11 protein-coding genes are annotated in these 14,998 nt (G+C 69.7%); 4 read left to right on the top strand and 7 right to left on the bottom strand.

Annotation, left to right across the window (positions count from 1 at the left end; genetic code table 11):
* Positions 1–32: 32 nt before the first annotated feature.
* Genes ACFYV1_RS01255 through ACFYV1_RS01245 form a run of 3 tightly spaced genes read right to left on the bottom strand, consistent with a single transcriptional unit; the run spans position 33 to position 3,185 of the window.
* A complete protein-coding gene (locus ACFYV1_RS01255; RefSeq protein WP_389393253.1) occupies positions 33–884 on the bottom strand; it encodes a sugar ABC transporter permease in 852 nt (283 codons plus the stop codon).
* Positions 881–1,891, bottom strand: a complete 1,011-nt coding sequence (locus ACFYV1_RS01250; RefSeq protein WP_389393252.1) for a carbohydrate ABC transporter permease — start codon at positions 1,889–1,891, stop codon at positions 881–883. Before ACFYV1_RS01250 ends, ACFYV1_RS01255 begins: the two co-directional genes overlap by 4 nt.
* A 19-nt stretch (positions 1,892–1,910) precedes the next feature.
* A complete protein-coding gene (locus ACFYV1_RS01245; RefSeq protein ID WP_389393251.1) occupies positions 1,911–3,185 on the bottom strand; it encodes an extracellular solute-binding protein in 1,275 nt (424 codons plus the stop codon).
* A gap of 394 nt (positions 3,186–3,579) precedes the next feature.
* Here ACFYV1_RS01245 and ACFYV1_RS01240 point away from each other — a divergent pair, with 394 nt between their 5' ends.
* Complete coding sequence (locus ACFYV1_RS01240; protein ID WP_389393250.1) at positions 3,580–4,614, top strand: LacI family DNA-binding transcriptional regulator; 1,035 nt, start codon at positions 3,580–3,582, stop codon at positions 4,612–4,614.
* A 7-nt stretch (positions 4,615–4,621) separates the two neighbouring features.
* A complete protein-coding gene (locus ACFYV1_RS01235) occupies positions 4,622–5,554 on the top strand; it encodes a carbohydrate kinase family protein (protein ID WP_389393249.1) in 933 nt (310 codons plus the stop codon).
* A gap of 150 nt (positions 5,555–5,704) precedes the next feature.
* Here the strand turns inward: ACFYV1_RS01235 and ACFYV1_RS01230 are convergent, their stop codons facing one another.
* The 3 genes from ACFYV1_RS01230 to ACFYV1_RS01220 form a co-directional block, all read right to left on the bottom strand.
* Entirely contained in the window at positions 5,705–6,607 is a 903-nt protein-coding gene (locus ACFYV1_RS01230) for a carbohydrate ABC transporter permease (RefSeq protein ID WP_389393248.1), read from the bottom strand.
* Entirely contained in the window at positions 6,607–7,614 is a 1,008-nt protein-coding gene (locus ACFYV1_RS01225) for a carbohydrate ABC transporter permease (protein ID WP_389393247.1), read from the bottom strand. The genes ACFYV1_RS01230 and ACFYV1_RS01225 overlap by 1 nt, the downstream gene beginning before the upstream one ends.
* A 107-nt stretch (positions 7,615–7,721) precedes the next feature.
* A complete protein-coding gene (locus tag ACFYV1_RS01220) occupies positions 7,722–9,068 on the bottom strand; it encodes an ABC transporter substrate-binding protein (RefSeq protein ID WP_389393246.1) in 1,347 nt (448 codons plus the stop codon).
* Between the two features lie 453 nt (positions 9,069–9,521).
* Between ACFYV1_RS01220 and ACFYV1_RS01215 the strand changes: the two genes are divergently transcribed.
* On the top strand, positions 9,522–10,547 hold the full coding sequence (locus ACFYV1_RS01215) for a LacI family DNA-binding transcriptional regulator (RefSeq protein WP_389393245.1): 1,026 nt from the start codon (positions 9,522–9,524) through the stop codon (positions 10,545–10,547).
* Positions 10,548–10,688: 141 nt separating this feature from the next.
* Here ACFYV1_RS01215 and ACFYV1_RS01210 read toward each other — a convergent pair whose 3' ends face one another.
* Positions 10,689–12,941, bottom strand: coding sequence for a glycoside hydrolase family 9 protein (locus tag ACFYV1_RS01210; RefSeq protein WP_389393244.1), 2,253 nt, complete (start codon positions 12,939–12,941; stop codon positions 10,689–10,691).
* Positions 12,942–13,472: 531 nt separating this feature from the next.
* Between ACFYV1_RS01210 and ACFYV1_RS01205 the strand changes: the two genes are divergently transcribed.
* Positions 13,473–14,885 (top strand): GH1 family beta-glucosidase, encoded by a 1,413-nt coding sequence (locus tag ACFYV1_RS01205; RefSeq protein WP_389393243.1) that lies wholly within the window; start codon positions 13,473–13,475, stop codon positions 14,883–14,885.
* The last annotated feature ends 113 nt before the right edge of the window (positions 14,886–14,998 follow it).

The raw sequence follows: 14,998 nt of genomic DNA, 5'->3' as shown, positions 1-14,998 counted from the left end.
GCCCTGTCGCGCAAACATTGCCGGTCACGGCCCTAGCCCTTGACGGCACCGGCGGACATACCGGTCACCAGATGCCGCTGGGCGAAGAGGAACACGAGCGCCGCGGGAATGGCGATGAGCACGGAGGCCGCCGCCATCGGGCCCCACTGGGCGCCGTACTGGTTGACGAACTTCTGCAGACCGCCGGCCAGCGTCAGGTTCTCGTCACCGACCATGAAGGCGGAGGCGTAGGCGACCTCGCCCCAGGCGGTGATGAACGAGTAGAACGCGGTGACCGCGATACCGGGCTTGGCGAGCGGCAGGATGAGCCGCCAGAACGTACCGAACGGGTTGAGCCCGTCGACCTGTCCCGACTCGTCGATCTCTCTCGGGATGGTGTCGAAGAAGCCCTTCATCATCCAGGCGCAGAAGGGGACGGCGATGGTCAGGTAGGTGATGACCAGGCCGGCCGGCTGGTTGAGCAGCCCCATGGTGGCCATGATGTTGTAGATCGGCACGATCAGGACGGCGACCGGGAACATCTGCGTGATCAGCAGGGTCCACATCAGACCGCGCTTGCCGGGGAACCGGAAGCGGCTGACCGCGTAGCCGGTGGTGGCGGAGACGAAGACGCCGAGCACGGTGGTGAGGCCCGCGATCAGCAGCGAGTTGCCGAACCAGCTGAGGAATTCGGTGTTCTCGAGCAGGTTGGTGTAGTTCTCGAACGTCGTTTCCTTCACGAAGTCCGTGGTGATCGCGTACTTCGCGGGCTTGAGCGAGGTCAAAAGGACCCACAGCACCGGGAAGACGGCGATCACGGACGCCACGACGAGGGTGGCGTGCAGTCCTGCGGAGGCCAGCGGCGAACGACGGCCGCGGCGGGGGGTGTTCACGGCGGTGGTCACCAGACTTCTCCCTGCTTGCGGAGGACTCGCCGGTAGACCGCGGCGAAGAACATCAACAGGACCAGGATCAGCACGCCCCAGGTGGACGACTGGGCGAAGTCCCGTGGGCTGATCTCGAAGGCGAACTTGTACGCCTGGGTGACCAGGATCTGGGTGGCCTCGCCGGGCCCGCCGCGGGTGAGCAGGAAGATCACCGGGAACATGTTGAACGTCCAGATGGTGCTCAGCAGGATCACGGTGGTGCTCACCGAGCGCAGTCCGGGGAGGGTGATGTTGCAAAACCGCTGCCAGGCGCTCGCGCCGTCCATCTCGGCGGCCTCGTACAGCTCGCCGGGGATGGACTGCAGGCCGCCGAGGAGGGCGACCATCATGAACGGCACTCCGAGCCAGACGTTCACGGCGATCACCGAGAACTTGGCCCAGGTGGGGTCGTTCAGCCACGGCACGGCGTCGATGCCGCCGCCCGCGAGGATCTTGTTGAGGAGGCCGTTGTCCTGGTTGTAGAGGAAGCGCCAGGCGAAGACCGAGACGAAGCCGGGCACCGCCCAGGGCAGGATCAACAGCATCCGGTAGAAGGAACGGCCGGCGATCCTGCGGTTGAGCATGTTGGCCAGGCCGAGGCCGAGGCCGAAGGTGATCGCGACACAGGCCGCCGTCCACACCAGCGTCCAGCCGAGGGTGCCGAGGAACTGGTCGCCGGTCAGGGCCTCCGTGTAGTTGTCGAGACCCACGAACTCGTAGGTGGCGGGGATCTCGTTGACGCCGATGCTCCGTGCGACGTTGCGCTCGTTGGCGTCCGTCAGCGACAGGTAGATGCCGCGGAACAGCGGGTAGCCGATGATCACGGCGATCACGATCGTCACCGGGGCGACCATCGCCCAGGCGTACCAGTGTGTGGAGAAGGAGCGCCGGAGCTTTCCCTCAGGCTTGCCAGTACCGCGGCTCCGGCCGCGGGCGGTGTCGCCCGCGGCCTTCGCCACCGACTGGCTGCTGGTGTCCACAGCCATCAGCCGGCCAACCTTTCCTTTACTTCCAGTCCTTGAGGAGCTTGCGGTAGGCGTCGCCCGTCGCCTTCACACCCTTCTCCGGGGTGGTCTGGCCGGTGAGGACCTTCGTGTACTCGGTCACCAGCGGGGCGAAGAGGCTGCCGGTCTCCGGGATCCAGGGACGCTCGACGGCCTTGTCGACGACCGGGCGGAAGAAGCCGACGATCTCGTTGCTCGCGACGCCCGGCTGCGAGTAGACGGAAGTGCGGGTGGGGAGCAGGTTGAGCTCCTTGGCGACCTTGGCCTGGGTCTCGGCGGAGGTCATGTACTCGGTGAAGGCGTACGAGGCGTCCAGGTTCGCGGAGCCCGCGTAGACGGCGAGGTTGTGACCGCCCTGCGGGGCGCCCTGGCCGGCCGAGCCGGCGGGCACCGGGGCGACACCGAGGTTGGCCTTGTCGGTGAACTCCGGGCCGGCGTAGGTGTCCGCGACGGCCCACGGGCCGTTGATCATCATGGCGACCTTGCCTTCCTTGAAGGCGGTCTGCATGTTGTTCCAGCCGTCGGTGGCGTCGGTCTTGGCGGCACCGGAGGTGACCAGGTCCTTGACGACCTTCATGGCCTTGACGCCGGCCTCGTTGTCGACCGTGACGGTCTTGTTCTCGGCGTCGACCAGGTCGCCGCCCTCGCCGTAGAGGAAGGAGAGGAACCAGTAGGCGTCGTCGCCGCGGAGGTAGAGGCCGGTCTTGCCGGTCTTGTCCTTGATCGTGGCGGAGACGGTCTTCAGCTCGTCGATGGTCTTGGGGACCTCGACGCCGGCCTCCTTGAAGATCTTCTTGTTGTAGAAGATGCCCATGGAGTCGATGACCTGCGGCACGGCGTAGGTCTTGCCGTTGTACTCGGTCGAGGCCGCGGCCTGCTTGAGGAAGTCGTCCTCGTTCTTCAGCGCGGCGGTGCCGTCGAGCGGCGCGAGGTAGCCGAGGTCGGCGAACTCGGGGGTCCAGGCCACCTCGGAGCGGATGACGTCGGGGGCACCGGAGCCGGACTGCGCGGCGTTCTTGAACTTGTTCTGCGCCTCACCGAACGGCACGTTGACGTACTTGACGGTGACCTTCGGGTGCAGCTTGGTGAAGTCCTCCGCGATCTTCTTGAAGACCTTGTCCTCGCTGCCGACCGTGGAGGTGTCCCACCAGGTGACCGTACCGCTGAGCTCGCCCGAGCTCTTCTTGCCGGTGTCGCCGCTGTCGCCCGACCCGCACGCCGTCGCCGAGAGGGCCATCGCCGCAATCAGCGCAGTGGCCGCTATGCCACGCCGCATGTGAACTCCTTCAACTGAGCCCGGAAGGGCGGAGGCGAAGACCTGCCTCCCGCCGTCCGCTCCCTCGCGGTGCCGGGTTGCCAGGAACGTAACAGGGCTGAAAACCATCGGAAAGACCTTGCGGCAAATTTCTGCAAGGACGGGTGATCGTTACATCCGCGTGTCCTGAGGGTTGCCGAAGGACCGGTTGACAGGCCCCTCTCCGCCGAAGCAGTCCCAGGGTGCGCCGGGACACGGGGCCTCCGCAAGCACTCCGCAAGGCTTTGCAGCGCTGTGACACGTCTCATCCCCCGCGCGGGCCCCCGGTACGGGCCGGGCGGCGACAGGACGCTCGAACCCGACGAATCCCGCACCTGGTGGGCAATCCGACGCGCGCCCGGTACAGTCCACTCCCATGACCGCGCGGCTCGCCGACATCGCAGCCCAGGCGGGGGTCAGTGAAGCCACAGTCAGCCGCGTGCTCAACGGCAAGCCCGGCGTGGCCGCGGCCACCCGTGAATCCGTGCTCGCCGCACTCGACGTGCTGGGCTACGAGCGGCCGGTGCGGCTGCGCCGGCGCAGCGCGGGCCTGGTGGGCCTGATAACCCCCGAACTGGACAACCCGATCTTCCCCGCCCTCGCCCAGGTCATCGGCCAGGCCCTGACGCGTCAGGGCTACACGCCGGTGCTCGCCACACAGACCCCGGGCGGGTCCACCGAGGACGAGCTCACCGAGATGCTCGTCGACCGCGGTGTCTCCGGGATCATCTTCGTCTCGGGCCTGCACGCCGACACCACCGCAGACATGGAGCGCTACGACCAGCTGCGTGCCAAGGGCGTTCCCTACGTCCTGGTCAACGGCTTCTCCCCCAAGGTGCAGGCCCCCTTCGTGTCCCCCGACGACCGGGCCGCGATGCAACTCGCCGTGACCCATCTGACCTCCCTCGGTCACACCCGGATCGGTCTCGCGCTCGGCCCCCGGCGGTTCGTACCCGTGCTGCGGAAGATCGAGGGCTTCCAGCTCGCCATGGAGGAGCGGCTCGGGTTGTCGCCGCAGGAGTCGCAGGAGCTGATCCAGCACTCCCTCTACACCCTGGAGGGCGGCCAGGCCGCGGCGGCCGCGCTCATCGCCAGGGGCTGCACCGCGATCGCCTGCGCCAGCGACATGATGGCGCTCGGCGCCATCCGGGCGGCCCGGCAGCAGGGTCTGCACGTGCCGAGGGACATCTCCGTCGTCGGCTTCGACGACTCACCGCTCATAGCGTTCACCGATCCCCCGCTGACCACCATCCGCCAGCCGGTGCAGGCGATGGGTCAGGCCTCGGTGCGTGCGCTGCTCGAGGAGATAGAGGGCACACCCGCCCCGCACAGCGAGTTCGTGTTCATGCCGGAACTGGTGGTGCGCGGTTCGACCGCCTCCGCCGTGAAGCGGGCCGCGGCCCGGGAATGAGGCCGAGTTGAGCGACGACCCCTTCGACGTGCTGGTCGTCGGCGGCACCGGTGTGGACACTGTCGTCCGGGTGGACGCGCTCGAAGTACCGCCGGGCGACTCGGTGTTCGTGCCTCCGGTGCGCGACTACGTGGGCCACACCGGCAACGGGGTGGCGCTCGGCTGGCACTGTCTGGGCCTTGCCACCAAGTTCATCGACTTCCTCGGCGACGACGTCCAGGGCCGGACGGTGCTCGAGGCGTACGCCGCGCACGGCCTCGACTTCAGCCATGTCGTCTCGCCGCACGGCACCCCGCGCGGGGTCAACCTGGTCGACCCCGAGGGCCGGCGCTTCTCCTTCTACGACGGGCGCCACCCGGCCGGCCTGCGACTGCCGCGCGCCTTCTACCTGCCGTTCCTGGAACGCGCCCGTCACGTCCATCTCTCGATCGTCGGTCACAACCGCGACATGTACGAGGACGTCCACCGGCTCGGGATCACGAGCTCCACCGACCTGCACGACTGGGACGGCCGCGATCCGCACCACCGTGACTACGCGCTGGCCTCCGACTACGTCTTCCTGAGCGCGGCCGCCCTCGACGGTCGGCTCGACGAGGTGATGCACCAGATCGTGGAGGAGGGCCGGGCGCGGCTCGTCGTGGCGACCGCCGGCGCGGAGGGCTGCCATCTGCTGGTGCGCGGCGGGAAGGTGCGCCGCTTCCCCGCCGTACGCCCGGAGCGCCCGGTCGTGGACAGCAACGGTGCGGGGGACGCGTTCGTCACCGCGTTCCTGCACGCGCTGTTCGAGGGCCGCGACATGGAGGAGTGCGTGCTGGCCGGCTCGGTGTCGGGCGCCTTCGCCTGCGGGTCGGAGGGGACGCACACCGAGTTCATCGGGCCGGCGGAGCTGCGCGCCGCGTGCGCGAGGGCGTCCGCGACGGCACAGGCCGCACCCGCTTGAGCCGCCCCCACGTCGACCTGGGGCGGCGGGTACGCGGGCGCGCGGAGGCCGGGAACGGCTAACGCGCCGGGGCAGGGCGATCGACCCATGACATGCGCCGGGGCCCGCAAGGTGCCCCACGCACCTTGCAGGCCCCGACTCCCCTGCGTGTCAGCTCTTGACCGCGCCCGAGGTGATGCCCCCGACGATGTGCTTGCCGAGGACGGCGAAGACCACGAGCAGCGGTACGGTCGCGATGAACGCGCCGGTCAGTACTATCGCATGGTTGACGGTGTGATTACCTGACCCGAGGCCCGCGAGCGCCACCTGGAGGGTGGGTGAACCGTCCGGTGTGAGCGCGATGAACGGCCAGAAGAAGTCGTTCCAGGCCTGGACGAAGATCAGCATGCCGAGGACCGCCATCGCCGGCCGGGCGATCGGGAAGACGACGTGCCAGATGATGCGCAGGCTGTGCGCGCCGTCCATCCGGGCCGCCTCGATGAGCTCGACCGGCAGCGCCTCCAGCAGGTACTGCCGCATGAAGAACACGCCGAACGCGGCGACGAGACTGGGCAGGATCACCGACTGCAACTGGTCGACCCAGCCGAACTCGGTGATCAGCTGGTAGAGCGGGATGACGCTGAGCTGCGGAGGAACCGTCATCGTGGCGACCACGACCGCCAGCAGTATGTTGCGTCCCTTGAAGCGGAGCTTGGCGAAGGCGAACCCGGCGAGCGTCGCGAAGAGCACCGTGCTCAGCGCGACCGCGCCGGCCACGATGGTCGTGTTGATCAGCGCCTCGCCCATGTCGACCTGGTTCCAGGCGACTTCGAGGTTGTTGAACAGCTCCTTGCCGGGCAGCAGGGGGCTGGGGGCCTGGACGACGCGCTCCCCCGTGTGGGAGGCGGCGACCAGGTTCCAGTACAGCGGGAACAGGGAGATCACGGCGGCGAAGACCAGCAGCGCGTACGTCAGCGGGCCGCCGTGGTGCTGCCGGCCGGCCTTCTGGCCCAGCCGCCGCCGGCGCACCTTCGCGGGCGACGCGGCCGGCGCCTTGTCCAGCACATGGCTCATCAGTGTGCCGCTCCGTTCTTCTTCCGCGCGCTCGACCGGCTGAGCAGGCGCTGTACGAGTCCGATGGCCAGCAGCAGGAGCAGCATCACCCAGGCGATCGCGGATGCCTGGCCGAGCGCACCGGTGACCCATCCCTTCTCGTACATCAGCAGGCTCAGCGTCTGGTACTGGTTGCCGCTGCCGCCGCCGATGCCGAGGCTCCCGCCGAAGATCAGCGGCTCACCGAAGAGCTGGGTGGCCCCGATGGTGGAGACGACGATGGTGAACAGGATCGTCGGCTTGATCGAGGGGATGGTGATGCTGACGAACTGCCGGAAGCGGGACGCCCCGTCGAGTGCGGCCGCCTCGTAGAGATCGTTCGGCACGGCCTGCATCGCGGCCAGGTAGATCAGCGCGTTGTACCCGGTCCAGCGCCAGGTGATGATGGTGGAGATGGCTATCTGGGCGGGCCATTTCTCGGTCTCCCAGTGCACCGGGTCGATGCCGACGTAGCCGAGCAGCTGGTTGATCAGCCCGTAGTCGGTGTTGAACAGCTGGGCGAAGACGAGGGCCGCGGCCGCGATGGACGTCGCGTAAGGGGCGAGGATCGCGACCCGGTAGAAACCCCGGCCGCGGATGCGGTAGTTGAGCAGATGCGCCAGGCCGAGCGCCATCAGCAGCTGCGGCACGGTGGAGATCACACCGATGGTGAAGGTGTTCGCCAGGGCGTTCCAGAAGAAGTCGCTGTCCCAGAGCCTGGTGTAGTTCTCCAGACCCCGCCACTCCGCGGTGCCGCCCAGCTCGACCTTCTGCAGCGAGAGCCAGCCCGTGTAGACGAGCGGGAAGAGCCCGAAGGCCGCGAACACGAGGAAGAACGGGGCCACATAGACGTACGGGGTCGCCTTGAGGTCGAGGCGGTAGAGGCGGCTGCGCCAGCCGGACGGGTCCCGGTGCCTCGGCGCCTTGGGTGGGCCGGACGAGGCGGCGATCACTTCGGCGCCCTGGTCGGGCTGGAGGGAGGTGGCCATCAGGCGCCCTTTCCCTGGTGAGTGGTGGCGGAAGAACGGCGAGTGCCTTCACGGCACCCGCGAAGGGGCCGCCGGCTGCCGCGGGGCAGCCGGCGGGAGGGCGGCGACTACTGGTCGATCTTGTCCTCGACCAGCTTCCTGACGTTGTTCCAGGCCTTCTCGGGCGAGGTGCCGCGAGTCTCGATGTCGAGGATGCCGTTGTCCGTGAGGAAGGTCTTCAGCTGGCCGTCCCAGCGGCCGATCGGGGCGGGCTTGATCTGCTGCGCCGCCTCCGAGTAGATCTTGCCGACGGGGACGCCGGGGAAGTACTCGGGCTGCGCGTTCTGCACCGTCTGCGACTTCAGGCCCTCGGTGGTCGAGGGGATGTTGCCGTTGACGGCGAACACCTTCGCCTGCTGCTCGGGCGCGGTCAGCCAGGCGGCGAGCTTCGCGGCCTCCTCTGTGTGCTTGCCGGCCTTCGGCACGGCGAGGAAGGAGCCGCCCCAGTTCGCGGGGACGGGCGCCTGGGCAATGTCCCACTTGCCCTTGTTGGCGGGTCCCGCCTGGTCCTTGATGATGCCGGTCATCCAGGACGGGCAGGCGACCGTGGCGAACCTGGAGTTCTTGAACGCCGCGTTCCAGGTGCCCTTCTCGTCGAACTGCCGCAGCTTGGCGGTCAGTCCGCCCTGCGCGGCCTTGACGGCGGTGTCCCACGCCTTCATCACGCCGAGGCTGCTGTCCCAGCGCAACCGGCCGTCCTTGCCGGAGTACTGCTCGGGCTGGCTGGAGACGACCGCGTTGAACAGGCCGCTCGCCGAATCGTGGAACGCCGTCCCGGCCGGCGCCTTGGCCTTGTACTTCTCCCCCTGCTCGAGGAACTTGGCCCAGTCGCCCGCCCACAGCCTGCCGACCTCTTCACGGTCGGTGGGCAGCCCGGCCTTCTCGAAGAGGTCCTTGCGGTAGCAGATGCCCATGGGGCCGATGTCCGTGCCCAGCGCGATGGTTTGGCCGCCGCCGGTGGTGGCCTGCTGCACCTTCCAGTCGAGGAACTTCGAGGTGTCGACACCCTCGGCCTTGCCGAGGTCGACGAACTTGCCGGCCATCGCCTCGCCGGTGGCCTCCGCGATGTAGCCGACCTCGACCGCCTGGATGTCGGCGAGCCCGCTGCCCTGCGAGAGCCTCAGCTTCAGGGCGTCCCAGTACTTCTGGCCGTCGGCGACGTTCGTCTCTTCGATCTTGATGCCGGGGTTGAGCTTCTCGTACTCGGCGTAGAGCTTGGCGCCCGTCTTGTTGTCGAAGCCGAACGACCCGAAGGTGCCGACCCGGAGGGTGATCGTCCCACCCGCGCCGTCGCTGCCGCCCTCGTCGCCGGAGCCGCCGCATCCGGTCACGAGGAGGCCCAGGGACAGCAGGCCCGCGGTGGTGAGGGTGACTGCGCGGCGTCTGCGCGGGACATCACCGGGAGATATGCGCATTCGAGGCTCCTACGACTGTTTCGGCTGGTGGCGGGCCCGAGCGACAGAGTGGGGCTGACGGCGAGCAGGACCGGTCACAAGAGGGGAAGTGAGGAAGCGGTGCACAGCAGTCCCGCAATGGGAAGTGGGAGCGCTCCCACTACTGCTTGGCTCGAAAGCTTCCCGGCGTCGACACCCTCTGTCAAGGTCGAGAAACAGAGCTTTATTGCTCCGAGATGTCTCCGGCGTGAGAATCTCCCGCTTTTCACGACGGGCAAAGCGCATTGATCAATCCATATCACCCACCTGCCCGCCGCTTCACCGAGCCGCGGTCGCCGCCCCGACGGCCGCCCCTGCCCCGGCTCGACAAGCCGAATCGGAGCGATCAATAATGGGAGCGCTCCCGATCTCTCTGTCACCATGGTCTCCAAGGGAGAATCGACGCACACGGCAAAACCGCACCGGAGGTCACGCATGGCAGCACGGGGCCGCTACGGCCAGCCCACACTCGAGCAGGTCGCCGCTCTGGCCGGCGTCGGGCGGGGCACCGTGTCACGGGTGATCAACAAGTCCCCCGGGGTCCGGGACTCCACCCGGCACGCCGTCGAGCAGGCCATCGCCGAGCTCGGATACATCCCGAACCACGCCGCGCGCGCCCTCGCCGGCAGCCGCACCGACGCGGTGGCCCTGGTCGTCCCGGAGACCGAGAAGCGGTTCTTCACCGAGCCCTACTTCTCCGAGATCATCCACGGTGTCGGCATCGGCCTGGCCGACACCGAACTGCAGCTGCTGCTGACCCTGGTGCGCACCGAGCGCGAGCGCAGCCGGTTCCTCCAGTACGCGAAGGCCCGCCGAATCGACGGAGTGCTGCTGGTCTCCGTCCACCGCGACGACCCGCTCCCCGACCTGCTCTCCGAGATGGACATGCCCACCGTCCTCAACGGCCGCCGGACGAGCGACGAAACGGTGTCGTACGTCGACTCCGACAACGCCGGAGGGGCGCGACTCGCCGTGCGCCACCTGGCGGAGTCCGGCCGCCGCAAGATCGTCACCATCACCGGCCGCGGGGACATGTACGTCGCCCAGTGCCGGCTGCGCGGTTACGAGGAGGCGGTCCGCGGCGCGTGCGCGGAGTTCGAGCCCTCGTGGGTGGCCGCCGGCGACTTCACAGAGGAGAGCGGCCGCCACGCCATGAAGGATCTGCTGCGCCTCCACCCCGACCTCGACGCGGTGTTCGCCGCGTCCGACGTGATGGCCGCCGGCGCGCTGCACACCCTGCGCGCCGCGGGTCGCGGGGTGCCCGACGACGTCGCCGTCATCGGCTTCGACGACTCGCCGCTCGCGCAGCACACAGACCCCCAGCTGACCACGGTCCGCCAGCCCGTCGAGGAGATGGGCCGCACCATGGCCGGCGTTCTCCTCGACCAGATGGCCGACCCCGGCGCCGCGTGGCGGAACATGGTGCTGCGCACCGAACTGGTGCGCAGGGAAACCGCCTGACTCCGCCTGACTCCGGCTCCCCCCGGGCCCGCCCTCGGGAGCGGCGCGTTCCCGGGTCCGGCCCCGGGAACGCCGAGGGCCGCCACCACGGAGCTCGGTGGCGACCCCTTGGAACGGGACGGGTGAATCGGCGGGCGTCGATCAGCGTCCGAAGACCTGGATCTCGTGGAGCGAGATGCCGTACGGGGTGGCACGGGTCTGCCCCAGGAGGCGGACGTAGCGCCCCTGGCCGGCGACGTCGAGCGTCTGGGTGCCGCCCGTTCCGCCGGAGGTGGAGTACAGATCCGTCCAGGTGCGGAAGGCGGGATCGTCGGAGACCTGGATCCGGAACGATCTGGCGTACGCCGCCTCCCACTTGAGCACCACGCGGGACACCGACCGGGACACCCCCAGGTCGATGTTGATCCACTGGTTGTCCTGGAAGGCGCTGCTCCAACGGGTGTCGTCGCGGCCGTCGACGGCCTGGCGCGGGGTGAGCCCGCTGTTCTCCGACGACGACGCCCAGGCGGGCCTGTTCTGCGACAGCAGTGAGACGCCGGGCGCCGGGCCACCGACCGCCAGCCGGTCCGCCGTGCGGTTCAGATACGTCGCCGTCCACACCAGCGGCGCGTTCCAGTTGACGGTGTTCTCCTTGGAGCCCCAGGCCTCCGGCGCGGTGTCCGGTCCCGCGTAGGACTTGGCCGCGGGCCGGCCGGTGGGGGTGGCCGGGTCGTTGATGTTCTCGTTGTTGGGACCGCCGGAGAGCCAGCCCTTCGGGTAGGGGGTGGCCGGGTAACGGCCCCAGGCGAGCCGGTCGTGCAGGTCGGACTCGGCGTATTCGCCGTAGCCCGTCACGTACGACAGCCGCATGGCGTTGTTGCCCATCAGATAGTCCATGCCGCGGTGCATGGCCTTGAGGTACCGGATGTCGTCGGTCAGCCGGTGGGCGGTGCCGAGGAGCAGCATCCGGTTGGCGATGAAGGAGTTGGAGCCCCACGGGTACTGCGCGGAGCCGGGGATGAGGGAGGGGTAGCCCTCGCCGTTCAGGGTGGCGACGGCCGAGTCGGCGAACGCCGTCAGGTTGGCGCGCATCCTGGCGGTGTCGGCGGCGGGCAGGTCGGCCGCGACGGTCAGCAGGGAGAGCGTGCCCGCGGTGGCGACCTCCGCCCAGTCGAACTGTCCGACCTGGCCGTAGTGCGGCGAGCCGGTGACGGCGGAGCGGTAGCCGGCGGCCGCTCCGTCGGAGCGCTGGTGGGCCGTGAGGTAGAGCTCGGCCGCGGCGGCGTAGCGGTCGTCGCTGTTCTTGGTGTCGGGGTAGTCGCCGCCGCCCTCCGCGTCCGAGTCGGTGGCGTAGTCGACGTCGGGCTGCGCCTCCGCCCGCTGCCAGGCGGTCCGCGCGCTCGCCCAGAGCGCGTCGGCGCGGCCGGGATCGTACTGGCGCAGCACACGGGCGAGTTGGGCGTTGGTGCGGGCCACGGCGTAGGTCGCGTTGGTGGACGGCGGCATGGCCGAGCGTGTGAGGGCGTTCTCCGCGTCGATGTCGGTGACGGGGAAGGCGCTCCAGGTGTGGTTGTGCACCTTGTGGGAGGCGAGACCGGTGGAGGGCAGCATCCCCGACATGAAGCGCGAGCCGTACTCGACCTCGTCGAGGATGTCGGGCCGTCCGTTGCCGCGTTCCGGGAGCGACAGGCTCGCGTCGCCGTACGCGGCCGGGTCGCGCTCGTAGAGGTTGAGCAGGGTCCACGCGGAGATGGCGTGGTTGACGGGATAGATGCCGAAGTCCCCGGCGTCGGCCCAGGAGCCGGCCACGTTCAGCCGCTCGCCGCCGCACCAGTCGTCGTAGCAGGGTACGGAGGCGTCACCGGGGTGGAGCGCGGCGTGGGCGTGGGCGCCGTCCTGGAGGTACTGGGCCTCGACGGGTGCGCCCATCCGGTGGAAGTAGAAGTACTGCATGCCCTCGCGCCCCAACTGCGGGTAGAGGGCCGTGTTCTGGATGGCGAAGGGCACGCTGGTACCGGCGCCGTCGACGGTCAGCCGGTAGTCGCCGGCGCGGGTGACCTCGGAGAAGTCCGCCTGGTGGACGTGGTCGCCGGAGGCGGGGTCGTCGCCGTGGACGCGGGTGGTGCCGGAGGCGACCACCGCGTTGTCGCCGGCGGCGCGCAACTGCCAGGCGAGGGGGGTGGTGGCACCGGCCACCACGGTGGCGATCTTGTCGGCCGCGGCGAGATAGCCGATCTGGTTGACGCGGACGGGGCTCGGGTCGCTGTCGGCCGCAGCCGGAGCGGCGCCCAGGGCGGGGGTGAGCAGGGCGGCGGTGAGCGCGGCCGCCAGTGCGGCGGCGGTGCGGGCGGGGCGACGGCGGCGCGGGCGGGGGTTGGGTTGGGGGTTGGGGTTGGGGTGGACGGCGCGGGGCATCGTACGGGCCTCCTGGACGGGGGACGGAAGCGGACGAGCGCGGGCGGGTTCGGGGGTGCGGACCTGGGGGCGGCGCACCTGGGTGGAGCGGCGGACCTGGGTGGAACAGGCCGTACGGGAGCGCTCCCAGTCCCCATCGCCGACGACTGAGTCAGGGGCAGTCGTCGGGCTGGATGCGGGAGCGCTCCCATACGTACGGCGCGACCTCGTGACAACCCTGACCCCTCACCGTCTGTGCGGACAGTGAGGGACCAGCACCACTGACGCGGCACCGCGGACCAATGAAGCGGTTCGCGCGGCCGGTGTCAATGACCGCGACAGAACCCTGCGCCCTTGACATCCCGCGCCCGCTGACCGAATCTCATGGGAGCGCTCCCATTCCGGCTGACGCAGCTCTGGTAATCCGCCTGCCCCGCCGCAGAGCTGCCGTCGCCGGAGCGGGAGCGCTCTCAACAGCTCCGCCGAGTTCGTGCCCGGCCGGCGCGGGCCCAGACCCGCCCCCGCCGGCGATCGACCGATCAGAGGATGACGATGACCGCAGAGAACGATCCGGTTTCCGCAGCGCTCCCGCGCCCGCCGGCCGCAGCGGCCTTCCCGCCCGGCTTTCTGTGGGGCGTGGCGACCTCCGCCTACCAGATCGAGGGCGCTGCGGACCGGGACGGCCGCGGAGTGTCGATCTGGGACACGTTCTCGCACACCCCGGGCAAGGTGGCGAACGGGCACAACGGCGACGTGGCCGCCGACCACTACGCACGGTACGAGCAGGACGTCGCCCTGATGTCCGAACTCGGCGTGGGCGGTTACCGCTTCTCCGTCGCCTGGCCCCGTGTCCAGCCGGACGGACGCGGCCCTGCCGAGCGGCGCGGCCTCGACTTCTACAGCCGGCTGGTCGACTCGCTGCTGGAGAACGGCATCGAGCCCGCGCTCACGCTCTACCACTGGGACCTGCCCCAGGCCCTGGAGGACGAAGGCGGCTGGCGCAGCCGGGACACGGCGTTCCGGTTCGCCGAGTACGCGCAGCTGGTGAGCGAGGCCCTGGGCGACCGCGTGAAGCTCTGGGGCACCCTCAACGAGCCCTGGTGCGCGGCCTTCCTCGGTTACGGCAACGGCATCCACGCGCCCGGTGCGGTCGACCCGGCGGGTTCGCTGCGCGCCGCCCACCACCTGCTCCTCGGGCACGGCCTGGCGGTCCCCGCGATCCGGGCTGCGGCACCCGAGGCCGAGGTCGGCATCACGCTCAACTTCTACCCGGTGGACGCGGATTCGCCGAGCACGGCGGACCTGGACGCCGCCCACCGCATCGACCTGCTGCAGAACCGCCTCTTCCTGGACCCGGTGATGGAGGGCGCCTACCCGGCGGACGTACGGGAGCACTTCGAGCGGGTGTGCGGCACCGACCACATCGAGACGGCGGACGAGAAGATCATCGGCGCGCCGGTCGACTTCCTCGGCGTCAACTACTACACGTCCTACCGGGTCGCCGGCGGCGGCGAGCCCGCGGGGCCCTCGCCCTGGCCGGGTGCGGAGGACGTGCGCTTCATCGACCGCGGACTCCCGCGGACCGGCATCGGCTGGGAGATCGACGCCGACGGCCTGCGCCGCCAGCTGGTGCGCATCCACCGGGACCACCCGGGGCTGAAGATGTACATCACGGAGAACGGCGCCGCGTTCGACGACACCGTCGACGCCGACGGCCGGATCGAGGACACGGACCGCACCGCTTACATCGAGGGCCATCTGCGCGCCGTGCACCGGGCCGTCGAGGAGGGCGCGGACGTCAGGGGCTACTTCCTGTGGTCGCTGCTCGACAACTTCGAGTGGGCGGAGGGCTACGGGATGCGGTTCGGCGTCGTCCGCGTGGACTTCGGGACGCAGCGGCGCACCCCTAAGCGAAGCGCCCTGTGGTACGGCGGCGTGGCCCGCGCCAACGGTCTCCCCGGCTGACGGCCGAAGGGTTCGCGGAACCACTCCCCACGGGCCGGTCCGGCCCCCATCCCCAGGACGAGGCCGCTCCCGCACGAGGGGGCGGGAGCGGTCCTCCAGGCCAGGGACCTCAT

Origin of the sequence: Streptomyces sp. NPDC003023 (genome assembly GCF_042888225.1) — a bacterium.
Taxonomy (GTDB): domain Bacteria; phylum Actinomycetota; class Actinomycetes; order Streptomycetales; family Streptomycetaceae; genus Streptomyces.
The sequence above is the reverse complement of the archived record's forward strand: the minus strand, read 5'-3'. Positions and strand labels throughout refer to the sequence as shown.